Consider the following 23,649-nt stretch of genomic DNA (forward strand, 5'->3'; position numbering starts at 1 on the left):
AGTTTTATCGCTCCATTTTAACGGCTTGCCTCTAACGTGAAGGTGGGGTGAATCTAACTGCTTATTTTATGCGAGACAAAAAAGAAACTAAGGGGGATGCCTATGATGAAAAGGTATTGGTGGCTTTTCGTATGTCTTGTCGCATTGCTTTGTGCAGCCTGTAGTGATGATTCTTCGAGTGAAAAAAAATCAGAGTATCGCGTTGTCTATTCAGGGGAAATAAAAACGTTAAATTATTTAAAAACCTCTGAAACCAATGAGTTTGCGGTGGCAGCGAACTTAGTCGATGGATTAATTGAGTATGATAAATATGGTGTCGTACAGCCTGGCTTAGCGAAGGAATGGTCTTCCAATGATGATGCCACGGTATGGACATTTAAGCTTCGTGAAGATGCAAAGTGGATTACTCATGATGGGAAGGAATATTCGAATGTTGTTGCCCAGGATTTTGTAGATGGCTTACATTATGTTCTGGACGCAAAGAATGAATCATCAACAGCGTGGATTGCTACGGTTGTTAAAAATGGGGAAGCCTTCTATAACGGTGAGTTAACGGATTTTAAGCAGGTTGGCATAAAGGCAACAGATGAACATACAGTAGAATATACTTTAGAAACACCTACTCCTTATTTTCTTTCTATGTTGAATTATGTCTGTTTCTTCCCAGTAAACGGAAAATTTATTGAGGAAAAAGGGGATAGCTTTGGAACAACACGTGAAAATTTCCTGTATAACGGATCCTATATTTTAGACAAATTTGAACCACAAAATGAGCGTGTACTTGTAAAAAATGAATTGTATTGGGATAAGGACAATGTGCTTATTGATCGTATTCGCTATAAATACAATAAAGAAGCGGCTACGGTTGCACCTGAATTATTTTTACGAGGGGAAATCGACTCCGCAAGTATTCCAACATCCATTATTGATGAATGGTTCAAAGATGATAAGAAAAAATCACAAGTTCGTCAAACGCAAAATAACTTCTATACGTACTTCTATGCACTAAACTTCAATCCTCAATTTGATGCAGAGTATGAGCCTGACAACTGGAATGTCGTAGTCAACAACAAGGATTTCCGTAAGTCCTTATTCCATGCTCTTGATCGGGTTTCTGCCATGTTAACTTTAGAACCATATAATCCAAAAGATTTGCTTAGCAATACAATTACTCCTAAAAATTTTGTTGATGTAGATGGTCTCGATTATACGCAACTAGCACCGTTAGCGGATATTGCGAATCAGGATTCCTTTAAAAAAGAACAGGCATTGGCATACAAGGAAAAAGCAATGACTGCACTTGAAGGAAAGGCGACATTCCCTGTAAAAGTGTTAATGCCATATAATGCTGGTAGTCCAGATTGGGCTAATCGTTCTCAAGTGGTGGAACAGCAAATTGAGAAATTATTAGGAACAGACTATATCGATATTATTGTAGAGGCAGGACCATCCACAGGCTTCTTATCGGAAGTTCGTCGCCCTGGTAAATTTGCATTACTAGAAGCCAACTGGGGACCTGATTATGCTGATCCATCAACGTATACGGACCCATTTACTGTAGATGGAACTTACAATAAACCAGAACTAGCGGAAGGCTATACAGAAGCTAATGGTAAATCAAACTATCAAAACTTAGTGGACGAAGCAAAATCGGCAATCGATACAGCAAAACGATATGAATTGTTTGCGAAGGCTGAGGCTTTCCTTATTGATGAAGCATTTGTCATTCCTTATTCAGTAGGTGGAAGCGGCTATGTTGCCTCTAAATTAAATCCTTTCGAGGCTCAATATTCCCCATTTGGAGTGACAGCAGAGAAATTTAAGGGACAACAGCTTTTAGATAAACCAATGAGCAATGATGAATTTAAAGAAGCGCTAGCAAAGTGGGAGCAGGAACGTGCGAATGCCTTAGCAAAAGCAGCACAGTAGGATCAACGTTGGGCGTAGTGTTAACAAGGAGATTCCGAATAAAAAATATCGGCATCTCCTTTCATCTTTCTGAAAAAGGAGGATAATTCCATGCTGTGGTATATAGGGAAGCGACTTTTACAATCTGTGGTTACTCTTTTTATCATCCTAACAATTGTTTTTTCATTATTACGATTAATGCCAGAGGAAGGTTATTTAGGAGCAGCAGCTGATAAAATGTCGCCTGCGCAACAAGAAATTTATTTAACAAATTTAGGATTACGTGATCCTTTATTGGTCCAACTGGGTAACTTTTACAGTAAATTGTTCCAAGGAGATTTGGGGAAATCTGTTACCTACAGGACAGATGTACCAGTCGTTACAATTATTGCAGATAAAATTATGTATTCCTTGGCTTTCGGTTTAGGGGCTGTTGTGTTATCTCTAATGCTTGGTGTTCCACTTGGTATTTTAATGGCTCAAATGAAAGGGCGTTGGCTGGATCGATTGGGGACTGGCTATATAGTGATTGTCGTCGCAGTGCCAGCTGCTGTTTACTATTTAGTTATTCAAATGTATATTACGGAAATTTTTCATTTGCCAATGCTTTTTGATGTGTATAAGCCCATTACCTGGATTTTACCACTTGCTTCAATGGCATTAGCACCAACTGCCTCCTATGCCATGTGGATGCGACGTTATATGGTGGATGAATTAAACAAGGATTATATTAAGCTAGCACGAGCAAAAGGCATGAAAGAGCGGACATTAATGTTTAAACATGTTTTACGAAATGCCTTTATACCTATGGCACAATATTTACCTGCAACGATTCTTTTTACCATTACCGGCTCCATTTATATTGAGTCTTTGTACTCTATTCCTGGAATGGGTGGCTTACTCGTTGATGCGATACAGCGCCAAGATAACACCATTGTACAGGGCTTAGTCCTTGTTTTTTCTTCACTTGGGATTATTGGATTGATTTTAGGGGATATTGCCATGGCACTTGTTGATCCACGGATTAAATTGGGGAAAGGGGAGAGTGTACGCTAATGGGTATGTATTCAGAGGAAATTAATAATATTTCTCATAGATCACGTGAAGCATTATTTGAATTTGCAGTAACGGATGAGCGTCAGGCAGAAGAAACAGCCTACTCAAACTATTCCTATTGGCGTTCAACCTGGAAATCCTTTTTAAAAAATCGAATCGCCATCTTATTGTTAGTCGGCGTATTAATGGTCATAACCTTCACAATTCTTCAACCATATCTACCAGCACAAAAATCTCCTACTGAAATTTATTTAGATGAACAAACAGGTCTACAGGCACGGAATATTGCTCCAAATACTGAATTTTGGTTTGGGACAAACTCCATTGGACAGGATTTATGGTCTCGTATTTGGGCAGGGACAAGGACCTCTTTATTGATTGGCTACGTCGTAGCCATCGTAGAAGCTATTATCGGAATAACAATCGGTACACTTTGGGGCTTTTCGCGTAAATTGGAGTTACCAATTACACAACTATACAACATCGTTGATAATATTCCGACAACCATTGTGTTGATTTTAATGTCTTATATTTTACGTCCTAGTGTTTCCACCATTATTATTGCGATGTGTATTACAGGTTGGGTTGAAATGGCGAGGTTTATTCGCAATCAAATTGTCATTTTGCGTGATCGTGAATATAACTTAGCGTCAAAATGTTTAGGGACACCAGATTATCGCATTATTTTAAAAAACCTCTTACCTTATCTAATTTCAGTCATAATGCTACGCATGAGTCTGGCAATTCCATTTGCTATAGGTGCTGAGGTTTTTTTAACCTACATTGGATTAGGCCTACCAATTAGTGAGCCATCCTTAGGGAATTTAATTAATGAAGGACGGGTGCTAATGATGTCTCCAGAATTACGATATCAGCTTATATTTCCGAGTATCGTTTTAAGTGTGATTACAATTGCATTTTATATTATAGGAAATTCATTTGCAGATGCAGCAGACCCCAAAAATCACGTATAAAGGATGAGGATATTGACACAAGCACTATCTTGTATTTTAACTATTCAAAACCTAGTGATTAAATTTTCGCTCCGTGGCAGGGTGCTAACAGCCATTCGTAATATCTCTCTTGATTTGTATAAGGGTGAAAGTATGGCAATAGTGGGTGAATCGGGTTCGGGAAAATCGGTGCTAATGAAATCAATCATGGGCTTGCTTGATAAAAATGGTTACATTGATCAGGGTCAGATTATGTACAACAACCGGGATTTGACACAATTTAACACTGAGCGGGAGTGGTTAGCTATTCGAGGAAAAGAAGTGGCGATGGTGACTCAGGACCCAATGACATCATTAAATCCGCTGAAAACGATTGGCAAGCAAATTGAGGAATGCGTAATTTTACATCAGTCCCTAAAGGGTAAAGCGGCATATATAGAAACCTTGAAATTATTAAAGGATGTTGGCATTCACGATGTGGAAAAACGTTTCAGGCAATATCCACATGAATTTTCAGGTGGAATGCGTCAACGAATAGTCATCGCTATTGCATTAGCTTGTAAACCGAAAATATTAATTTGCGATGAACCGACAACAGCCCTAGACGTTACAATACAAGCGCAAATTTTACAGCTTTTAAAGCATCTCCAACAAAAATATGAGCTAACAACCGTCTACATCACGCATGATTTAGGTGTCGTTGCTAAGGTAGCCGATCGTATTGCCGTTATGTATGCAGGAGATATTATCGAAATTGGTAAGACACATGAAATTTTCTTTAATGCTAAGCATCCCTATACATGGGCACTCATTTCCTCATTACCACAGCTAGGCTCAAAGGGCGAGCAGCTTTATTCCATTAAGGGCACACCGCCAAATCTGTTCCAAGATATTAAAGGAGATGCCTTTGCGCCACGCAATCCATACGCGTTAAAGATTGATTTTGTGGAACGTCCTCCATTTTTTCAAGTAAGTGATACACATTATGCCCGTACATGGCTGTTAGATCCTCTTGCTCCTAAAGTACAACCTCCTGAAGCACTGCAGGCATTTTTTGAAGAAGGGAGACGATATGCACATGAGTCATAAGGAGGTTCTAGTTGAGGTTAAAAATTTAAAGATAGCTTTTGGTAAGGGTAAGCATAAATTTATGGCAATTAATGATGTTAGCTTTACTATTTTTAAAGGTGAAATATTTGGCTTAGTTGGAGAATCAGGCTCAGGGAAAACTACAATTGGTCGAGCTATTATGCGTATCAATGATGTGACTGAGGGGCAGATCATTTATCGTGGTCGGAACATTCATGGCAAAATTGCGAAAAGCTGGGATCGGGAAATTACCCAGAAAATCCAAATGATTTTTCAAGACCCTATGGCATCCCTTAATGAACGGGCTAAGGTTGATTATATTATCTCTGAGGGATTACTCAATACCAAAAACTACAACAATGATGTGGATCGCCAACAAAAGGTGCGGGCTGCACTTTTAAATGTAGGATTATTACCAGAGTTTTCAAGTCGCTTTCCACATGAATTTTCAGGAGGTCAACGTCAGCGTATAGGTATTGCACGAGCTTTAGTAATGGAGCCGGAATTTATTATTGCAGATGAACCCATTTCGGCCTTAGATGTCTCTATTCGTGCACAAGTTTTAAATTTATTAGCAAACCTACAGCAGCAAAAAAATTTAACCTATTTATTTATTGCACATGATTTGTCAGTAGTACGCTTTATTACGGACAGAACAGCAGTTATTTATAAGGGAAGAATCGTTGAGCTAGCAGAAACAGAGCGGCTGTTTTCTAATCCTATTCATCCCTATACGCGAGCATTGCTATCAGCCGTACCAGAGCCTAATCCCTATAAGGAGCGTAATAAAATCGTAGACATCTATGATCCAGCACAGCATTGTTATGATAGAAATCCTCCGTCGTTTAAAGAAGTAGAAGAAGGGCATTTTGTCTTGGCAAATGAAGAGGAAATGGCAAAATACCAAACATCACTACAAATGGAGGTACACAAATGATATTTCCAAAAGCTTTAAAAATAGGGGATACAGTTGGTCTTATTAGCGCTTCAGGTGCCACTCCACCTGACAAATTAAAGCCAGCAATTGAAAGTGTTGAAAGGCTTGGATTAAAGGTGGTTGTTGGAGAAACATGTCAGGCAAGGCATGGTTATTTAGCGGGAACTGATCAACTTCGTGCGTCTGACGTCAATCAAATGTTTAATGATTCAGCGATTGATGGTATCTTCTGTATTCGTGGAGGTTATGGGGCTACAAAAATTCTACCACTTTTAGATTTCGATGTAATAAGAGCCAATCCAAAAGTCTTTGCTGGTTATAGCGATGTTACAGCTTTACACATTGCCATTAATCAGAAATGTGGCTTTGTGACCTATCATACGCCTATGCCATCAACGGAATTTATTCAGCAGGATATGGATGAATATACATGGAATTCCTTTAAACAACAGGTGATGGCAACAACTTGTCATGATTACCTGCTAAAAAATCCACCTAGTCGCAGTTTGACAACGCTTGCTGCTGGTCAAGCAACGGGACAGCTAATTGGAGGAAATCTAACACTAGTAACAGCCTCACTTGGCACCCCATATGAAATAGATACTAAGAATAAAATATTATTTTTAGAGGATATTGATGAAACTGAACATCGGGTAGATCGAATGCTCACACAGCTTAAATTAGCGGGCAAGCTTGATGAGGCTGCGGGTATTTTATTAGGAGCTTGGACTAATTGCGGGCCAGATAACCCGAAGCATCCAGAGCATAGTTTAACGTTACAGACTATTTTTCAAGAGATTTTAGTGCCACTAAAAAAGCCCATTCTAATGGATTTAACGTGTGGTCACTGTTTACCAACAATGTCTTTACCTCTTGGTAGCACCATCTCTTTGAATACAGAAAACCAACAAATAAGAGTTATTGAGTAGGTATATTATATGGAATGTGCTATTCAAAGAATGCTTGAAGAAGCTCCATATAACGTACATTTATTTGTCAAAGACCCAAATACAAATCACTATTTCATACAGGAAAAGCTACATGAGGTTTTTTCCAGCGCCAGTTTAATTAAAGTGCCTATTTTACTTGGGGTGTTGACATATTTAGAACGCTACCATCAAGATGTCCATCAAGAGATTAGAATAGCACCAGAAGAATGGGTTGACTATAGTGTTATCAGTGAACAGCGGATTGAACAAAGTACTATCTATGAGCTACTGGTGTGGATGATTATTACAAGTGATAATGCAGCTACCAATGTCCTGATTGACTTTATCGGAATGGAATTCCTCAACCATTATTTTCGACAAATTGGTCTTAGTCAAACAAGATTGCAAAGGAAGATGATGGACTTCGAAAAGCTGGAAAGAGGAATTGACAATCTCACTTCAGCAAATGATATGGCTCATCTTTTTTCACGAATCTATCAACAAGATCTGCTACCTAAACAATTTAGTAAGTTGACAATCGATATTTTAAGTCGTCAGCGTGTCCATGAATCACTAAAACGTTATTTAGTAGATGATGTGAAAATGGCTCATAAAACAGGTGATCTTGAAACAGTCGAGCATGATGTTGGCATTGTTTACAATGGCTCAAATGATTATCTGATAGGCGTTTTTATAACTGGGGTAACCAACAATGAGTATGCAAAACAGCTTATCGGTCGGATTTCAAAAAGTGCTTATGAGCATTTGATGAAGCGAAAGGGGTGACCAAATGAATGCTATTGTGACGGCAATGATTGCAAATTTACATGCCATGCCACAGGAAGAATCCGAACTGGTCGACGAGGTACTTAATGGCATGCCTGTAAAGATTATTGCTAACATAGATGCTAATTGGGTACGTATACAGACAGCCTATCGATATGAAGGATTTTGCCAAAAAAAATATTTAATTATGGATGAGGAAAAAACAAACACTTGGCTACAAGAAGCCAATCATTTCATTATTCAAAGCTTTGCAGATATTTTACAATATCCGCAAATTCAAAGTAGCAAAATAATGACGCTAGTAAAAGGCTCAATTGTCCGATTTTTAGCAAGTAAAGAGGACGATTCGGAGTGGGTGTCTGTACAAATAGCATCTGGTGAAATAGGATATACACGAAGAAAATGGCTTCAACCAAAAGTTGCTGAAAATAGATTATTAGATTCGCAATTCCGAGAAAATGTTGTGCAAACAGCACTAAGCTATTTAAATGCTCCCTACCGTTGGGGAGGTAAATCTCCTTTAGGCATTGATTGTTCTGGGCTTTGTTCAATGGTCTATATGCTACATGGCGTACTGATTTACCGAGATGCTAAAATTGTTGATGGTTTTCCGATTAAACAAATACCCTTCAAGCATCTGCAAAAGGGTGATCTATTATATTTTCCAGGACATATGGCCTTATATATGGGTGATAGCCTTTATATTCATTCTTCACTTGGAGGGAGTGAGGTAAGTATAAATAGTTTGGATAGCAAACATTCACTTTATCGCAAAGACCTAGCTACAAGACTTACGGCTGTGGGAAGCATATTTATTTAATTTATTTTAATGAATGTGGAGAAGTGAATTGGTGCAATTGTTTATTTCCAATCATTTCAAGAATACCTTTGTTGAGCAAGATGCTTCTGTATAAAAACAGAGTGCATCTTTTTTGTTTTCATCAAACTATGGGGGTAAAATATGCAATCGTCATAGGTGAAATGGAGATGGAAGATCATGAAATTTCTTACGGGTAAATAGCAGATAAAATCGATGTATATCCTCAATGAATGGTTAATAATAGTTAGTTAGAATGGGATTATTTTATGCTATAATAAATCAAAAGTAAAAGGACAGGAGGGGATGTATTGGACACTGATTTAAAAGAATTATTGCGTTCTGTTTTAAGGGAAGAGTTAGCACCGATTAATCAACGATTAGATGGCATGGATAAACGATTAGGTGGCATGGATATACGATTAAATGGCATGGATAAACGATTTGACGGTATTGAGCAGCGCTTAGATAAAATTGAAAGTGATGTACAGGAACTAAAAGCTGGACAAGCTGAGCTTCAGAAAAACATTGTTGAAAATTTAGGGAATTTCACTGAAAAAATTGCTCATCAAGTAGAGGATAGGACGGGTGCATTAAATAAACGTGTTTTTGAAGTTGAGACAGTGATTCAAAGATTGACGAATCAGTAAAATGAATGTTAGTAGTTTAGCTTATTGCTATAAATGTTTGTATAAGAAGAGTTTAAAAATCTCCATGCCACAAAGGGGTGTCCCAAAGTAGCATGGAGATTTTAATATTGATAAATATTTAATTCTTGGCCTGCTTCGATTTTATCAGATCGGAGCTGATTCCATTGTTTAAGGGATGTTACTTTCACCTTATGTGCCTCGGCAATATGCGTAAGAGAATCACCGTCAGCCACGGTAATTGTTTTTTTATTTTTTACAGGACTATCGTATTGCCCTAGGTCATATTTTGCAATGACTGTATTGAGTTTTTCATTGTATTTGGAATCTGTTGCATAAGAACCTGTTAAGAATTTAGTGGCATCTGTATAGGATTTCGTGTTGCTTTTAAATACTCCTGCATAGAAATCTTTATTCCAGGAAACACCGTTACGCAGTAATCTTACATAGTCTTTCATGGATTCTTCATAGGAAGGATATTTGCGAAATTCAGCCATCACAGTTGTCATGTTCCCTGAACCATCGTCCTCAGATGTTTCAAGTGTTACTGAGTTATTTTGGTAACGACCTTTCATTCCAAATAAATTATTATTTGGTGCAGCGCTAAGTCCACTTTGACCATGCTCACTTTCTAAAATGGCTTGTGCAATCATAACGGATGCGTATAAATCATTTTCAGCTCCAAGTTTTCGTGCAGTTTCCGCAATGGAGCCAATAAATTCTTCCACGCTTGGACGATCATCCACAACTTCAGGAATTGTGGTTTCACGCGTATTAAACAGCTGCGTTACCATAAAAAATGAAATACAGATAACAATAGTAGCAATCATTAGACCTTTGAAGAAATTTATGATGTATTTCATAGTTTCATTGATGTTGGTAGATTACAACATCTCCCTCCTTTCTATCAAAGTTTAGCTATCTCTAATTATTGCAAAGAGTGCAAAAGAAATAAAGAGATGTTTAGTTGAATAGATTCCGTCATTAATAGAACGTCACTAACTTCAATTAGTTCCTAGCTAGATCTACCGTTGAATTTCCATCAATAAAAAATTCAAGTTGGAAATGAAATATACTTTATTATCTAGCTTTTAATAATTAATTAACGATAAACATTAAATAATTATTGTAAAAGATAAAATGGAATGTATAATAAAAGATAAGAAAGGGGATGCTTGATATGGAGCAGACAATCCAAAGTAAGGAATTTCGATTGTTAACTAAAGGATTACGCACAATTTTCACCATTTTAATGGTTCTGATGATTTTTGCGCTAACAATGATAGGTGTTCTTTTGGTAGCAGTATTTATAGTGACGGAAAAGGAAGTCCATAATATACTTGTACATGGGCAGATCGCCGCCTCTATTCACCTTGGAGGCTTGAAAATCGAATTAGCCAATCAAGTAGCCAATGATTTTCATTTCTCTAAATGGAATGTCTTGAAATTATTATTTACTGCTACAATATACATAGCACTATTATTATTTATCGTTGTGCAAGTTAGAAATGTGTTAAGCAACTTAAGCAAAGGAATTATTTTTTCAGGAACGAATAGTAGAAAAATGGAATGGATTGCTTATGCTATCGTATTTTTAAGCTTAACAGTTGGAGCATTCCGTACGTATGTAACCTATACCATTTTTGAACAATTTAAATTAGCAGAATTGCTAGTCGAAACGGGATTAATCAAAGGGGTAGCCTACCAATTTACGGGGGTTAATTGGACTCTTTTACTATGTGGATTAGTCATTTGGACGATTGCCCGTGTATTCCGATATGGAGCGTTTTTACAAGATGAATATGATGCAACAGCTTAGGAAGTGAAAAAATGACAATAATTATTCGATTAGATCGAATGCTTGCTGATCGAAAAATGCAGCTAAGTGAGCTAGCAGAAAAAGTAGATGTATCAATTGTCAATCTATCCAATTTAAAAACAGGAAAGGTTCGTGCCGTGCGTTTCTCTACATTAAATGCAATCTGTAAGGCATTGGGGTGTCAGCCAGGAGATATTCTAGAATATGTAGAGGATGAAGAATCATAGAGACCTTAAGAGTAGAATGCTCCCAGGGTCTCTTTATTTATGAATAAATATTATATAATGAATGCTATCTTTGAAACAGTGGGTTAGGAGGGACAATCAAACATGAAGGCTTTTGCTTTTCTATTTATTTCAATCATCTCAGAGGTTTTTGCCAGCTCAATGTTAAAACAAACAGATGGCTTTAAACGTATACTACCGTCTATCGGTGTCGTAGTTGGATATGGTACAGCTTTTTATTTTCTTTCCCTAACATTGCAATCTTTAGCCATTGGTACTGCATATGCGATATGGGCTGGAGTGGGAACGGCACTAACAGCCATTATTGGTGTGATCTTTTATAAGGAATTAATGAATCGAAAAAAACTTTATGGAATTTTATTTATTATTATTGGTGTAATTGTTCTCAACCTTGCAGGTGGCGGACATTAAGGAGGAGTAACAATTGAGAGGTTATCTGTTTTTAACGTTATCGATTATTAGTGAGGTGTTTGCGACAACAATGCTTAAGCTTTCAGAGGGGTTTACCATTTTAGGTCCATCAATAGCGGTTGGATTCGGATATGGGCTTTCGTTTTTCTCATTATCCCTGTGCTTGAAAACATTACCACTGAGTCTAGCATATGCGATATGGTCTGGAGTAGGAACGGCACTTACCGTAATTGTGGGTATCGTTATATGGGGAGATTTATTTAATCTATACTCAGCTATTGGAATAGTCATGATTATTGGCGGTGTCATTCTACTAAATCATGGAGATCAACAACATACAACACCATAGAGTCTCAACAAGAAAACGCCCAAATGAATGGACGTTTTTTTTATTTGGAAGAATCTTTAAACTTATAAAAATTAATAGAGAATATAACGGTTAATAATAAGATGACATAGCTAGTTGGAATAACGCTATAAAATCTGTGAATATTTTCAATAGATTGATCAAATATCACCTGACTACAATAGAAGATGGGCGCGAATAATACAATTGAAAAAACGGTATGGTAAAGGCCTATTGTTTTACGAGAGTTAGGAAGCACAGCATGTACAAAAAGCAGTGCTAATAGATGCATGATTACAAAGACAGCTGCCATTTGTATGAATCGACTTGGTAGCTGATGCTGAATAATAAAATAGGGAAATACTATTGAAAAGAAAAGTATAAATAGATAACTAAACATTCTCATTACCTGTACCTCCTTAGTATGGTAGAATAACGCCTACACTTATATGGTGTACAACATCATTTTCTAAATAGGGCAGGATGCTTTCAATTGTACCCGTTAAGACAGCACCACTAACCTTTAAGGAATGTTCATCTGCGTTACCAATAGTATTTTTTAAAATCTCGGCATCGTATACTTTTTCATGGTATGGAAAACTTAATCCTGTTGCATCTTCGCCTCTTTCTTTTATTCTCTCTTTTAAAATAGCAAGTCCTTCTTGTTCATCATTACCATATGTAGCTACTTCATCTAAAAAATTTTGCGCGGACTGAAACGGTTGATCTTTTAAGATGTGAAAGCCATATGCTGAATCACCATTTACTAAACCATAATTTCGGGGTATGAAAGTAGGCATTTGTTTTTTCATTTTTTCTGCCTCTGCTTTTTCTTCCTCTATAGATTCAAGCAGCCCATTTTGAATAATCCATGCCCATTGTGCAGTAGGAAATTGTTTAATCATCTCTTCAAACGTTACTTCTTGTGTGAAGGAAACAGCAACCTCTACATTGTAGAAGGGTGGTAAAGTTTTTAAATAAGACAGGTCGTTTTCAATTTTTGGTTCTGTGTAGGGATAAAATTGGAATACTCGATAACTATTATTGTATCCATTTAGATTACTATTATTTTCAACATATGCTTTTGTTCCTAAAATTGTATAAAAATGCTCAATGGTACCCCATTTAATTTGGTGACCATTAATATCCTTAAATTGATCGGATTTTGTCGTACCTGCTAAGAAAAAATAATTGTAGTTAGTATTAATTGTTTGGATATTAGCGCCTGTAAATAGGCTATCGGTATAATCCTGCAAAGTTTGCTTATCCATTTCCTTATACATAAAATATTGCCCCATGGCAATTAGTCCCCATAATAAGAGTACAATACTTATAAAAACACTTATTGAAATGATAATGATCCTTTTTACTGACTTTCGTTTGGCATTCTTCACTAAATGTTGAAATGATTCATTGTTATTAATAATTGATATTTTCTCCATAATCACCAGTCCTCTCGAAAACTTCACTAAATTTTTTTCGTGCTCGGGCAAGCTGCGTTTTAATGCTTTTATCTGTCGTTTGAAAAAGAATAGCGATTTCATTTAATGTTAATTCAGCGCTATATTTTAATAATAATAACTCCATTTCTTTAGGCTGAAGCATGCTTAATGTTTGTTGAATGGTAGTCTGAGCTTCTTTTTGTAGTACGTATGATTCAGGTGTTTGTTCATCTAATAAATCCTGCAAGTTAAATGTGAGTACATAGTTGTTCGCATGCTTTTTCTTTCGTATGGCATCATAATATTTGTTAATCGCTACACGATATAGCCATGCTTCCGCATAATTTGCATCAATCCCGTCTATGTATTTGATGAATTGATAAGCTGTCTCCTGCAATATATCCTCAGCATCCTGCTTATTAGCGCCCATTTTGAGTAGCGTAAAGTATACTGCTTTTAATTTTTCATGTAATTGAATACCAAATTCCTCATTCATATCAACCCTCCTAATTAGATAACGATTCAATTGGAAAAAGGTAAACAACTATGTAAAAATTTATTTATGCTTTGAACAATAAGATATAACAACAGTGTAATGCTATGGCACGATATTACTTATTTAGTGATCCATTTTTTTGTTAGAGCTTCAATTGTTTTTTGAAAATATTCCAAAATTAGGAAGTTTGAGTTTGCATGACGAAAAAAGTCGTCATATTCCTTCATTCTACATATGATATCGAGAGGGGTTGAATCATTTGTTATAGCTTCAACAGATGACTCAATAAGTCGCGGGAGGGGCTGGAGAAAATTGAATCATGAAAAAAGAAGAAATCATTTTCTATGTGAAGCACTAAACGACATTAAGGTTCTACAGGATATCATGAAGGATTTTCATTCTAAATACTTTGGTCAGTTGCTTGTGAAAATTGTTGGAAGTGATACGATTCCCTTCTTTCTCATAACACATAATGGCTCACATTTACGATTAATGGATACTGTTAATCAGTTTGAAACAGAGTATTTCCGTATAGAGGGTGTTGATATCGAGCGTTGTCGGGGGACGGTTTCACTGCTACGAGCCTATGATTATGAAGGAAAAGATACAAATTTAATAGCTGATGTTGTGAGGTTAGAAAGAACATCCACTGAAAAATCCATTGAATTTAGTGGTATATCTGCAATCCAATTATTAAAACCTGACATGCTAAAAGGGAAATTCATCATTGAACCAAAATGGTAATAAAAACTACTAAATCATTTGCATTGGCAGAATTGATTAGAGAGAGAATCATATGAAAGGGAGAGATAAATGACAATTATCGGAATGTTGCATCATCGACTTGACCCAACAACCGTTATTAAGTCATATGCATATGCAGCCGTTGCAAAAGCGGAAGGGGCTCAATTTTTTTATTTTACACCAAAAAGCATAGATTTTAACAAACGCTCCATAAGAGGAAAGGTATATGAAAATGGTGAATGGCTCGAAAAAATAATGCCTTTCCCAGATGTAGTTTATAATGCAGGTAGTCCAGAAAAATTATCAGTTTCAAAGGAAATTATTGATAAATTAAAAGATGAAATCCCATTTACAACGCATTCTATAGGGAATAAATGGAACGTAATGAAGCGTCTTAAGGAAGCAAAGGAATTTGATAAATATTTAATACCAACAGAAGTTGTAAAAAATGCTGAGTTATTTCATAAATTTTTTACTTACTATAAAAAAGTCGTATTTAAGCCGATAGACGGTCGCAAGGGAAAAGGCATTTATTTTATAACGAAAGCAGGTAGTACGAATTTTGAGGTAAGAAAGGATAGTGAAAAGCGATTATATTCCAAGCACCAGCTTGATGAATTAATTAAAGGGCAACTTGCTACAGGAACCTTTATCATGCAGCCATATATCCAATCTAAAACGAAGGCAGGTCAGGTTTATGATTTCCGTCTTCACGTCCAAAAAAATGGCGAGGGTAAATGGGTTATCACTACTATTTATCCGAGAATTGCCCCTGCTGGTTCGATTATTCCGAATATCAATAATGGAGGATTTACGAATTATTTAGATCCTTTCTTGGAGCAGGAATTCAAGGAAGAGGCCTTTGATATTCGACGCATGCTAGAGCATTTCTCCTTAACATTAGCTCAACACCTAGATGAAATTCAGATGGTGCAATTTGGAGAGGTGATTGATGAAATTGGGATTGATGTGGGCTTAGATGAGCAACAAAAAATTTGGATGTATGAAGTAAACTGGCGACCAGGTTGTCCTCCTGCTTTTTATTTAGAACTAGATGTTGTGATTAATTCTATTCGCTATGCAATGTATCTTGCGAAAAACCAAAAACAAGTGAAAAAAGAAATTAGTCAACAAAAACCACAACAAAAACTACAACAAAAATCACAACCACACCCACAACCAAAAGAGCAGCAGAAACCAATTATTGCTATTACAGGAAGTGCTGGGAAGACAACATCTAAAGCTTTTCTAGGCTCAATATTATCGAGAAAATGGAAAATTTTCGAGTCGAAGGATTATTGGAATACGACTGAGCATACAAAAAAACATGCTGAGGAAATTAACGCTTCTCATGAGGCGGTAGTGCTTGAGTATGGGATGGCTTACCCAGGTATCATTACGAATCACTGTAGTATTATTCAACCGAATATTAGTATTATTACAAATATTGGGTTAGCACACGTTGGTAATTTTGATGGAGATATTAAGGGTGTGGCAAAGGCAAAATCTGAATTAATTCATGGAATGGATCAAAGTGGTTTATTAATCTTGAATAAAGATGATGATAACTCTAAGTTTTTAGAAACACAGCAATTTAAAGGGAAAATTATAACGGTTGGTATTCATCGTCCCGCAGATTATAAAGCCTATGATATTCAATATAAGGATGTTGGTATGACCTTTAAAATAAAGCTTCAGGGACAGGAAATAACAATGTATATTCCTATTTTAGGAGAACATCATGTTTATAATGCTTTGAATGCCATCGCAGCTGCAGATACTTTAGGGTTTAGTCCAGTTGACATTCAAGCAGGGCTGAATTTCAAAAAACCGCCTAGACGGCTTACGATTTATAATTGTCGTGATAATATTACTGTTATTGATGATACAGTTCATTCTCATCCTCAGGGTGTTCGTGCGGCGATTGATGTACTGACAAACATAGCAAAGAAACGTAAAATTGCCATCATTGGTCAAATGCGGGAATTAGGGGATTTGCGAGAAGAGGAGTATCGTAAGTTGGGTGAATATGTTTATGAGCAGGATATAGATCTTTTTATCACATATGGCTTTAGAACGGAGGAAATGGGCGCCGCTGCAAGGGCAATAGGGATGGACCCAGCGAAAGTTTATCATTTTCTAAATAAAGATGAGCTCCATGCACTGTTAGAGAAAATAATCGAACCACATGACACCATTTTAGTTAAGGGTGCTAGTAAAACGAATATGTTTGAGACAGTTAAATTTTTAGATGACACTTATAAGGCGTAAAAAAAAACCGAGTAATTGTCTAATTATAAAAGGACAATTACTCGGGATATTTTTAAAGCAGTGGGGGATATATGTACCCCCACCTTTTTTATGCGACCTTTAAGATGAATTTTATTTCCTTGGCTGCATTGACAGCATTTTGTTTAGCCTCAGCCAATGTAGTGCCCTCTGCAATGACATATGCGTAGCGATGGCCCATGGATAGAGGAGGGGTTAGCAATGTTCCTCTTCTAGGTTTCACATAGACATCTACCACACCTGGTGATTTAGATGCCCTGGTTCTACCAATAACTCTCTCTAAAATGCCTTTACTTTCGACAATGACATATTTTGTGTAGACAAATTTTTTATGTCTTGGCTGAATATTTGGAGGCTCCCCTAATAATAGCTTTAATGTTTCTTCCACTAAATTAAAGCCAAATGCTGCAAAAATCATATTATTCATAGCGCCACCGGAAATTCTTGGATTAATCTCAATAAGCTTCCAGCCGTTTTTTGTTAAACGAAGCTCTAAATGCAGTGCACCATTTTCAATGTTAAATGTTTTAACAATGGATTGAAGTACTTCTTCAAGACCAGTTTGTATATCTGATGGAACTTTTACAAGAACCCCATAGCCTGTAATGATAAAACGTTTACCTTTTGTAATTTCTTGCTCTACAATACCGATCACATGAGGCTTTCGCTTATAGACAATTGCCTCTACTAAATATTGAGGACCATCAATATATTCTTCAATCATAATAGTTTCTCCTAAATTCTTACTTCGAAGATAACGGAGATGATCGTTTAGTTGACTTGAATCTTTGGCTAATAAAACATCTTTTGAGCCCGTTGACTTTGGAGATTTGACAATCAGTGGGAATTCTAGGTTTGTCGGAACGGATTCATGTGGTTTGATAAGAAAAAACTTTGGCGAATAGGATTGATTTTTTAAATAATTTCTAGTTTTTTCCTTATCCTCCATCATTTCAATGGCAGTTGATGATGTATAGTTATCACAAAATTCATCACATAAGATGGAAGCAATATGGACATAGGGATCGACAAAGCTAACAATCGTTTTTATTTCTAATCCTGATTTTGTTAATTTATAAATTTCATCCTTCATGTCTTCTATTTTTGACGTATCAATAAGAATCATTTTATGGATATCTGGATAGGCTCTTCTCTGCTGTAATTGCTTTTCATTGTTTGTAAAAAGTACTGTAAAAAAGCCCATTTTTTCTGCTGCTCTCGTTGCTTCACGACTGGACCCAGATTTGTTTGTACCGATAAATATAATCGTTTTCAGGTATATCACTCCTTTTAGTGGTACTGAGATACTTAATCACAATTATATATATGCGAAGAAATAGTTTTCCTCTAGTTATGTATCTTGTCTACATCCAAGCAACTTTTATGACCAGACATATACTAGTTAGGAAAGGAGGGAAATTGATATGAAGCCTCTTACGGTGAAGAACTTAACAGTGATAACTGCAGGCAATTTAGTGCAAGGGTCCGAGGAAACATTGATTCAGCACGGGGCTTATCGACTAAAGCAAGTGAAAAAAACTAATACGGCTCTTTTTACGAGTAAACGTATTGTTAATTGGAAAAGTCTTGAACCACTTTATCCACTAGTGTTAGTTACAGATTGGTCATACAGTCATAATGAAATTCCTAGGCAAATCATTACTATAAAAGTAACAAATGCAGATGAAGCTTACTGGAAATTTGTAAACTTTTATCGAGATCAATTTAATATTCCGGTAGTAGCCATTACCGGTACTTCTGGTAAAACCACAACAAAAGAGATGATCAAACATATACTTTCAGCAGAGAAAAAAGTATCTGCAACAACTCTTAGCAGTAATTCTAGGACAGCATCTTTACAATATTTACTAAGCATTGATGAGGAAACAGAGGCGGCTGTTTTTGAGACTGCTGTTGGCTCACCTGGAGATGTAACAAAGGCAGGAAAATATTTCAAACCGACAATCGGCATTATTACGAATATTGGGGCACACCATTTAAATTATTGTAAAACATTGGAGGGCTATATCCAGGCAAAGGGAGAAATGCTAGATATTATTCATCCAAAGGGCACATTAATTATTAATGCTGAGGATAAGAACACCAAAAAAATAGATTTTTCAAGATTTCACGGCAACATTATTAAAATAGGAAAACATGAATGTTGCGATTTTAGGGCTGTCAATATTCGCTATCATAATAATGGAATGCTATTTACAATTATCTATAATAACGAGAGCTTTGAGGTATTCGTACCAGGGTTTGGTGAACATCAAGTATATAATGCATTAGAAGCTATTGCAGCTGTTTATGAAATAGGTATAACCATTCCAATGGCAGCAAAACAACTACAATCCTTTCGGCATCTGAATAAGCAGCTTCAGTTATTTGAAGGTATTAATCATTCCGTGCTTATAGATGATACCTGGAGTATAACAACCACTTCGTTGGAGGCAGCTTTAAAAGTTTTACAGACGCTTGGAAAGGACAAGAAGAAAATTGCAGTCATTGGAACAATTACCGATTTAGGCTCATGGGGATATATCATTCATGAGCAGGCAGGAGAATTGATTCATCAAATTGGTGTAGATGTTCTAGTTACTATCGGAGAGCATGCACGAATTATGGCAGATCATGCTGTTGACTTAGGGTTAAGTTCACCAGTTTATACATTTAAAAATAGTTTGCTCGCCTATAAACTATTACAAGATATAGTGGACGAAAATACGATTCTTCTTGTTAAAGGAGATATGTATAGTAAGCAGGTTTCTAATTTAGCAACAGATCTAAAAAGAAAGAAAGGATTACCACCTGAATAGTTTGGTTATCAATTCATTACAATATTTTAATAAAATTTGTTTTCACCTCTCGCTAGCTTAGCGATGTATTTCAAAGAAAGGGGGCAGAGTAAATTTGCAACAAATAAAAGTAAAAAACCTAAGGAAGGTATTGCAAGGGGATTTATTGTGCGGTTCTGAACAATGGTCTGTCAAGCAGGCAATTTATTATAACCGGCATGATTTGACTCAAAGTCATACGCTCATGTTTGTAAGTAGGGGAGATACTATCAATTGGCAGGAGATAGATCGCAAAGGTCCGGCACTAGTTATTTCAGATAAATCGTCAGCAGAATTAAAAAATGCATTAGCCAATACAACTGTTATCCAAGTGAAAAGCATTGGGCAGGCATATTGGACATTTATTGACTATTATCGAAATCTATTTCAAATACCAGTGGTTGCTTTGACAGGGACCTGTGGAAAAACAACAACAAAAGAAATGATTAAGCATATTGCTAGTCGAGAATGGAATGTTCAAGCATCTGTTAGCAGTAAAAATGAACCTCGTCAATCCTTACCGTATTTAACGGGAATCGATAAGTCAACAGAAGCAGCCATATTTGAATTAGGTTTAGGAAATACAGGAAATATTAAACATCAATGTATGATCTATCAGCCTACTATTGGTATTATTACAAATATTGGTGTACATCATCTTGATGGATGTGGAAATCTTGAAGGCTATATAAAAGCAAAGGCGGAAATTTTAGAAGGTATTTCAGAAGGTGGCACATTAATTATTAATGCAGATGATGAAAATACCAAAAAAATTCCCTTGCATACTTTCAAAGGGAAAATTATTACCGTTGGTGTACATGAACAGGCAGACTATAAAGCCACTACCATACAATTTATGAAAAATGGCATGAAGTTTGTACTGCAGGTGTCAGGTGCAAAGTATAATGTATTTGTCCCTGGCTATGGAGAACACCAAGTATACAATGCCTTATCAGCTATCGCTGCGGCAAAGGAAATGGGATTATCGTTCAATACAGCCATCGCTGGTTTGAGAACATTTAAACCAATGGCCAGACATCTAGAATTTTCAACGGGCATAGGAGAAAGTACAATAGTAGATGATACATGGACCAATAATCCAACTTCTGTTGAAGCAGCCTTAAAAGTATTAGATACAATAGGAAAAGGAAAGAAAGTCATTCTTATTTTAGGAGATATTAAACGATTAGGTAGGTTTGAGGAAAAGTATCATCGAGAAATTGGCTCGTTGGTTGCCAAAAGAGATATTCATACGCTTATTACCATTGGCAATCGAGCCGAGCATATCGCAAAGCAAGCGATAAAGGAAGGCTCGAAGGCAGAAATTCATATATTTAAGGATGTCACAGGTGTTTTGGATCTACTAAAATCCCAGCTTGATTCTGAAACGATTGTATTAATAAAGGGACCAATGTCGAGTCGATCCATGATAGAGTTTGCCAATCAATTGAAAGAAAAATAAAAAACCTAGAAGAAATTTTGTATCAAAACGAAGCCTAAGCAATAAATAGGATTGTAGCCTCAATAACTTCTGTGCGAAAGAGAATCGACAGTGATGCCGACTCGTTGTTGCTGTTGCTATCTTTCGCACAGATAACTTGCCATTGAACGTGAAATTTGTCTCTTCGTTCCACTGGCGTTGGAAGCGGGTCATCACTCGCTCATAGAAATTATTCATATGACAAACTATGCCACAATCTAATTTCTTATGTCCCTTGACCAATCATTCTATTAAGTACAGATGATCTTCTATCTAACATCAATACGAATCAATTGTGCACATATTCTCACCAATTCAGCAAGGCCTCCCCTAAAACAAAGATTTTCTTATATTTCGACAAAAATTTTACCTTCAAATATTACCTCGGTCATGTTTTTTAACGCTTAAAAAAAGAAGTACCCTCATGGAGGAATACTTCTTTATATAATTATTCTATAGTATGCAACCAAAGAAGTTTATAAGCTTTTGTCATAGCCTTTCACTCAAATTGAATTTGTTGTTAATTTGAAAAAACACGTTTAGCCGTAATATAATGCTTATCATAATAATCAACGAACATTACTCTAGTAATAATTCCATTTGAATTAGGAATCATAATACGATAATCTCCTGCATATATGCCTACCATTGAAGGTGTTTGAGATCCCGGGGTACTATTAAAGAATACTAAATCACCTTTCTTTAAATTTGCACGTGAAACCGTAGTTCCTAATTTCATTTGCTCTTTTAAATTGGTTGTACCAAGATTTACACCACTTTTACGATAAACATACTCGACAAATCCAGGGCCAGTAAAACGGAGACTTTTTTCATTAATCGTTGAACTCATCGTCACTTTATCTTTATAGCTATAAGCGTTTTCGACAACTTTATCACCCTTTGTTGCAGGGTTAGCGGAAAGTAGGGTAGGTAATACTCTACGGGCTGTTACATAATTCTCTGTATAATAGGGTTTGCTGCTTAAATCTGAAATTACGATGTTCTGTTTAGAATCAGCCATGTGAATGATTTTATTATCCCCAATATACATCCCTACGTGATCAGGATCTGTACCAGTTTTTTTACTTTTAAAGAATAATAAATCACCCTTTTGTAGTTGATTTTTAGCTACATATGTTCCTTGCTTCATCATATAATCTTCATTGTACGTTGCAAGATCGACACCATTTTTCTCAAAAATGTACATCAAAAATGAAGCGCAGGAAAATTTATATGGATATGTAGGCTTGTATACCGTATTGCTGTATGTTGCCTTTCCAATTAAACTTTTACCAGTTTGAATTAGTTGCTCTGCCTTTGCAGCAACAGCCTGTTGATTGTTGAGATTATTAATAGTAGCAGCTTCGACCTCTATTGGCTGAACAGCTGGCTGTACCATTCCTAATGTAGTAAAACCTATTGATAATGCTAATGTAGTGCTTAAAAATCGTTTATTCATGTTGTTAGTTACCTCCTAAAGCTAATGCTAGGATTAATCCTATTTTGGCTCGCCATTGGAATTAATCGTAGCATGAAAAAGCAAGGCTTCTTTGAGGTAAATGTTACCACGCATTGCTGGAAATTGCCCTAATAGCTTGATATAAAAGGCTTCATCGCCTGAGTTTACAGTTTCGTTACAATTGTTTCAATAGGATGTATTGATCTTCATTCAGTAATTGTTTTTTGTATCGAAAGCATAGCTACAGCAACAATTACGCCAATGCGAAGTTGATTTTAATTTAGCATCAATTGAAATGTACCAGTATAGAAAGCAGCCAATTGTAAACTGGCTGCTCGAAAGATTATAATTGTTGAATCATTTCCACACGATTACCGAAGGGATCTCTAAATTCAAAGCGCTCAAAATTTGGGATTGGAATGGATTCAATTATTTCTATGGAGTGCGCTGTTAATCTAGCCTTCCAAAATGCTATATCCTCAACTTGGTAGGCAATATGAGACTTAGTAGTAAAGCGATTAAAGCCTTCCTCTGTTCCAACATGCACCTCCATTTTTCCTACTTGCAACCAAAATCCACCTCTTCCTTTTAAGGAATTAGGTTTTTCAATCTCTTTCAACCCTAAAACCTGACAATAAAAATCCCTGCCTTGTGCTTCAGCACCTTGTGGTATGGTAATCTGAACATGATGCAAGCCAATAATCATTTTTTATCCCACCTTCACATGTAATAATTCTATCTTCATTCAGCAGAAGTCTCCCACCTCTACAGGTCGTGAGATGAATGCGGTTTTGGTTTCTTTTCATTGGGTGTCCAACCATCTACTGAAAAAGAGGAACTCAGTCTAAGAACGCCACATCCTGTGGCAGCGACTGAGTGACCAACATCATGTTGCTGCCGCTCCGTTAGCACTATGCTTTCGCACAAAAAACATCATGTTGCTGCCGCTCCGTTAGCAC

Annotated in this window: 24 protein-coding genes; 17 read left to right on the forward strand and 7 right to left on the reverse strand. The window is 36.4% G+C overall.

Translation table 11 applies throughout. The annotated features are described in order from the left end of the window. Positions 1-105: 105 nt before the first annotated feature. The 9 genes from AC2CGN_RS05640 to AC2CGN_RS05680 all read left to right on the forward strand — a co-directional run bounded on the left by AC2CGN_RS05640 (position 106) and on the right by AC2CGN_RS05680 (position 9,125). Positions 106-1,929, forward strand: coding sequence for a peptide ABC transporter substrate-binding protein (locus AC2CGN_RS05640; RefSeq protein ID WP_484512627.1), 1,824 nt, complete (start codon positions 106-108; stop codon positions 1,927-1,929). Positions 1,930-2,019: 90 nt separating this feature from the next. Then, positions 2,020-2,964, forward strand: coding sequence for an ABC transporter permease (locus AC2CGN_RS05645; RefSeq protein ID WP_429985033.1), 945 nt, complete (start codon positions 2,020-2,022; stop codon positions 2,962-2,964). Next, positions 2,964-3,938 carry an ABC transporter permease gene (locus AC2CGN_RS05650; protein ID WP_484512629.1) on the forward strand — a complete coding sequence of 325 codons (975 nt, stop codon included), beginning with the start codon at positions 2,964-2,966 and terminating at the stop codon, positions 3,936-3,938. Before AC2CGN_RS05645 ends, AC2CGN_RS05650 begins: the two co-directional genes overlap by 1 nt. A gap of 12 nt (positions 3,939-3,950) precedes the next feature. Then, on the forward strand, positions 3,951-5,006 hold the full coding sequence (locus AC2CGN_RS05655) for an ABC transporter ATP-binding protein (protein WP_429981340.1): 1,056 nt from the start codon (positions 3,951-3,953) through the stop codon (positions 5,004-5,006). Next, positions 4,996-5,943 (forward strand): ATP-binding cassette domain-containing protein, encoded by a 948-nt coding sequence (locus AC2CGN_RS05660; protein ID WP_484512631.1) that lies wholly within the window; start codon positions 4,996-4,998, stop codon positions 5,941-5,943. Before AC2CGN_RS05655 ends, AC2CGN_RS05660 begins: the two co-directional genes overlap by 11 nt. Further along, entirely contained in the window at positions 5,940-6,872 is a 933-nt protein-coding gene (locus tag AC2CGN_RS05665; RefSeq protein ID WP_484512633.1) for a S66 peptidase family protein, read from the forward strand. Before AC2CGN_RS05660 ends, AC2CGN_RS05665 begins: the two co-directional genes overlap by 4 nt. Positions 6,873-6,881: 9 nt before the next feature. Next, positions 6,882-7,658: a serine hydrolase gene (locus tag AC2CGN_RS05670; protein WP_484512635.1), complete on the forward strand. Its 777-nt coding sequence runs from the start codon at positions 6,882-6,884 to the stop codon at positions 7,656-7,658. Positions 7,659-7,662: 4 nt separating this feature from the next. Beyond that, the gene (locus AC2CGN_RS05675; RefSeq protein WP_429985039.1) at positions 7,663-8,478 is read left to right on the forward strand and encodes an NlpC/P60 family protein; all 816 of its coding nucleotides are present in this window, start codon (positions 7,663-7,665) and stop codon (positions 8,476-8,478) included. Between the two features lie 308 nt (positions 8,479-8,786). Next, complete coding sequence (locus AC2CGN_RS05680; RefSeq protein ID WP_429990471.1) at positions 8,787-9,125, forward strand: hypothetical protein; 339 nt, start codon at positions 8,787-8,789, stop codon at positions 9,123-9,125. 101 nt (positions 9,126-9,226) lie between these two features. Here AC2CGN_RS05680 and AC2CGN_RS05685 read toward each other — a convergent pair whose 3' ends face one another. Then, the gene (locus AC2CGN_RS05685; protein ID WP_429987044.1) at positions 9,227-9,985 is read right to left on the reverse strand and encodes a glucosaminidase domain-containing protein; all 759 of its coding nucleotides are present in this window, start codon (positions 9,983-9,985) and stop codon (positions 9,227-9,229) included. Between the two features lie 317 nt (positions 9,986-10,302). On the opposite strand from AC2CGN_RS05685, the gene AC2CGN_RS05690 reads away from it, so the two are divergent. The 4 genes from AC2CGN_RS05690 (at position 10,303) to AC2CGN_RS05705 (ending at position 11,946) form a co-directional block, all read left to right on the forward strand. Then, on the forward strand, positions 10,303-10,941 hold the full coding sequence (locus AC2CGN_RS05690; protein ID WP_429981347.1) for a DUF2975 domain-containing protein: 639 nt from the start codon (positions 10,303-10,305) through the stop codon (positions 10,939-10,941). A gap of 11 nt (positions 10,942-10,952) precedes the next feature. Then, positions 10,953-11,168: a helix-turn-helix domain-containing protein gene (locus tag AC2CGN_RS05695; RefSeq protein WP_283871906.1), complete on the forward strand. Its 216-nt coding sequence runs from the start codon at positions 10,953-10,955 to the stop codon at positions 11,166-11,168. 102 nt (positions 11,169-11,270) lie between these two features. Then, positions 11,271-11,597: a DMT family transporter gene (locus AC2CGN_RS05700; protein WP_283871907.1), complete on the forward strand. Its 327-nt coding sequence runs from the start codon at positions 11,271-11,273 to the stop codon at positions 11,595-11,597. 13 nt (positions 11,598-11,610) lie between these two features. After that, positions 11,611-11,946: a DMT family transporter gene (locus AC2CGN_RS05705; RefSeq protein ID WP_429981348.1), complete on the forward strand. Its 336-nt coding sequence runs from the start codon at positions 11,611-11,613 to the stop codon at positions 11,944-11,946. A 40-nt stretch (positions 11,947-11,986) separates the two neighbouring features. On the opposite strand, the gene AC2CGN_RS05710 is transcribed toward AC2CGN_RS05705, so the two are convergent. Genes AC2CGN_RS05710 through AC2CGN_RS05720 form a run of 3 tightly spaced genes read right to left on the reverse strand, consistent with a single transcriptional unit; the run spans position 11,987 to position 13,881 of the window. Then, positions 11,987-12,349, reverse strand: coding sequence for a hypothetical protein (locus AC2CGN_RS05710; protein WP_484512639.1), 363 nt, complete (start codon positions 12,347-12,349; stop codon positions 11,987-11,989). Positions 12,350-12,362: 13 nt separating this feature from the next. Continuing rightward, positions 12,363-13,385 (reverse strand): anti sigma factor C-terminal domain-containing protein, encoded by a 1,023-nt coding sequence (locus AC2CGN_RS05715; RefSeq protein WP_484512641.1) that lies wholly within the window; start codon positions 13,383-13,385, stop codon positions 12,363-12,365. Next, complete coding sequence (locus tag AC2CGN_RS05720; RefSeq protein ID WP_429981351.1) at positions 13,363-13,881, reverse strand: RNA polymerase sigma factor; 519 nt, start codon at positions 13,879-13,881, stop codon at positions 13,363-13,365. The genes AC2CGN_RS05715 and AC2CGN_RS05720 overlap by 23 nt, the downstream gene beginning before the upstream one ends. Before the next feature lie 312 nt (positions 13,882-14,193). Here AC2CGN_RS05720 and AC2CGN_RS05725 point away from each other — a divergent pair, with 312 nt between their 5' ends. Next, the gene (locus tag AC2CGN_RS05725; protein ID WP_429981352.1) at positions 14,194-14,625 is read left to right on the forward strand and encodes a hypothetical protein; all 432 of its coding nucleotides are present in this window, start codon (positions 14,194-14,196) and stop codon (positions 14,623-14,625) included. 69 nt (positions 14,626-14,694) lie between these two features. Beyond that, positions 14,695-16,896 carry a YheC/YheD family protein gene (locus AC2CGN_RS05730; protein WP_429981353.1) on the forward strand — a complete coding sequence of 734 codons (2,202 nt, stop codon included), beginning with the start codon at positions 14,695-14,697 and terminating at the stop codon, positions 16,894-16,896. Positions 16,897-16,984: 88 nt separating this feature from the next. Here AC2CGN_RS05730 and AC2CGN_RS05735 read toward each other — a convergent pair whose 3' ends face one another. After that, the gene (locus tag AC2CGN_RS05735; RefSeq protein WP_484513168.1) at positions 16,985-18,190 is read right to left on the reverse strand and encodes an ATP-grasp domain-containing protein; all 1,206 of its coding nucleotides are present in this window, start codon (positions 18,188-18,190) and stop codon (positions 16,985-16,987) included. Positions 18,191-18,338: 148 nt separating this feature from the next. Here AC2CGN_RS05735 and AC2CGN_RS05740 point away from each other — a divergent pair, with 148 nt between their 5' ends. Beyond that, a complete protein-coding gene (locus AC2CGN_RS05740; RefSeq protein WP_429985046.1) occupies positions 18,339-19,733 on the forward strand; it encodes a Mur ligase family protein in 1,395 nt (464 codons plus the stop codon). Positions 19,734-19,827: 94 nt separating this feature from the next. Continuing rightward, a complete protein-coding gene (locus tag AC2CGN_RS05745) occupies positions 19,828-21,213 on the forward strand; it encodes a UDP-N-acetylmuramoyl-tripeptide--D-alanyl-D-alanine ligase (RefSeq protein WP_429985047.1) in 1,386 nt (461 codons plus the stop codon). Positions 21,214-21,751: 538 nt separating this feature from the next. Here AC2CGN_RS05745 and AC2CGN_RS05750 read toward each other — a convergent pair. Together AC2CGN_RS05750 and AC2CGN_RS05755 are read right to left on the reverse strand one after the other, a co-directional pair. Continuing rightward, the gene (locus AC2CGN_RS05750; protein WP_429981357.1) at positions 21,752-22,690 is read right to left on the reverse strand and encodes an NlpC/P60 family protein; all 939 of its coding nucleotides are present in this window, start codon (positions 22,688-22,690) and stop codon (positions 21,752-21,754) included. Between the two features lie 343 nt (positions 22,691-23,033). Further along, complete coding sequence (locus tag AC2CGN_RS05755) at positions 23,034-23,396, reverse strand: VOC family protein (protein WP_429981358.1); 363 nt, start codon at positions 23,394-23,396, stop codon at positions 23,034-23,036. Positions 23,397-23,649 lie beyond the last annotated feature (253 nt).

The sequence above is a fragment of the Lysinibacillus sp. DFXJR4 genome, from assembly GCF_057196045.1.

What these genes read in the sequence shown, in the direction of transcription:
- AC2CGN_RS05640 (WP_484512627.1), top strand. Translation starts at nt 106, where the DNA reads ATGAAAAGGTATTGGTGGCTTTTCGTATGTCTTGTCGCATTGCTTTGT.
- AC2CGN_RS05645 (WP_429985033.1), top strand. Translation starts at nt 2,020, where the DNA reads ATGCTGTGGTATATAGGGAAGCGACTTTTACAATCTGTGGTTACTCTT.
- AC2CGN_RS05650 (WP_484512629.1), top strand. Translation starts at nt 2,964, where the DNA reads ATGGGTATGTATTCAGAGGAAATTAATAATATTTCTCATAGATCACGT.
- AC2CGN_RS05660 (WP_484512631.1), top strand. Translation starts at nt 4,996, where the DNA reads ATGAGTCATAAGGAGGTTCTAGTTGAGGTTAAAAATTTAAAGATAGCT.
- AC2CGN_RS05665 (WP_484512633.1), top strand. Translation starts at nt 5,940, where the DNA reads ATGATATTTCCAAAAGCTTTAAAAATAGGGGATACAGTTGGTCTTATT.
- AC2CGN_RS05670 (WP_484512635.1), top strand. Translation starts at nt 6,882, where the DNA reads ATGGAATGTGCTATTCAAAGAATGCTTGAAGAAGCTCCATATAACGTA.
- AC2CGN_RS05675 (WP_429985039.1), top strand. Translation starts at nt 7,663, where the DNA reads ATGAATGCTATTGTGACGGCAATGATTGCAAATTTACATGCCATGCCA.
- AC2CGN_RS05685 (WP_429987044.1), bottom strand. Translation starts at nt 9,985, where the DNA reads ATGAAATACATCATAAATTTCTTCAAAGGTCTAATGATTGCTACTATT.
- AC2CGN_RS05690 (WP_429981347.1), top strand. Translation starts at nt 10,303, where the DNA reads ATGGAGCAGACAATCCAAAGTAAGGAATTTCGATTGTTAACTAAAGGA.
- AC2CGN_RS05695 (WP_283871906.1), top strand. Translation starts at nt 10,953, where the DNA reads ATGACAATAATTATTCGATTAGATCGAATGCTTGCTGATCGAAAAATG.
- AC2CGN_RS05700 (WP_283871907.1), top strand. Translation starts at nt 11,271, where the DNA reads ATGAAGGCTTTTGCTTTTCTATTTATTTCAATCATCTCAGAGGTTTTT.
- AC2CGN_RS05710 (WP_484512639.1), bottom strand. Translation starts at nt 12,349, where the DNA reads ATGAGAATGTTTAGTTATCTATTTATACTTTTCTTTTCAATAGTATTT.
- AC2CGN_RS05715 (WP_484512641.1), bottom strand. Translation starts at nt 13,385, where the DNA reads ATGGAGAAAATATCAATTATTAATAACAATGAATCATTTCAACATTTA.
- AC2CGN_RS05720 (WP_429981351.1), bottom strand. Translation starts at nt 13,881, where the DNA reads ATGAATGAGGAATTTGGTATTCAATTACATGAAAAATTAAAAGCAGTA.
- AC2CGN_RS05730 (WP_429981353.1), top strand. Translation starts at nt 14,695, where the DNA reads ATGACAATTATCGGAATGTTGCATCATCGACTTGACCCAACAACCGTT.
- AC2CGN_RS05740 (WP_429985046.1), top strand. Translation starts at nt 18,339, where the DNA reads ATGAAGCCTCTTACGGTGAAGAACTTAACAGTGATAACTGCAGGCAAT.
- AC2CGN_RS05750 (WP_429981357.1), bottom strand. Translation starts at nt 22,690, where the DNA reads ATGAATAAACGATTTTTAAGCACTACATTAGCATTATCAATAGGTTTT.
- AC2CGN_RS05755 (WP_429981358.1), bottom strand. Translation starts at nt 23,396, where the DNA reads ATGATTATTGGCTTGCATCATGTTCAGATTACCATACCACAAGGTGCT.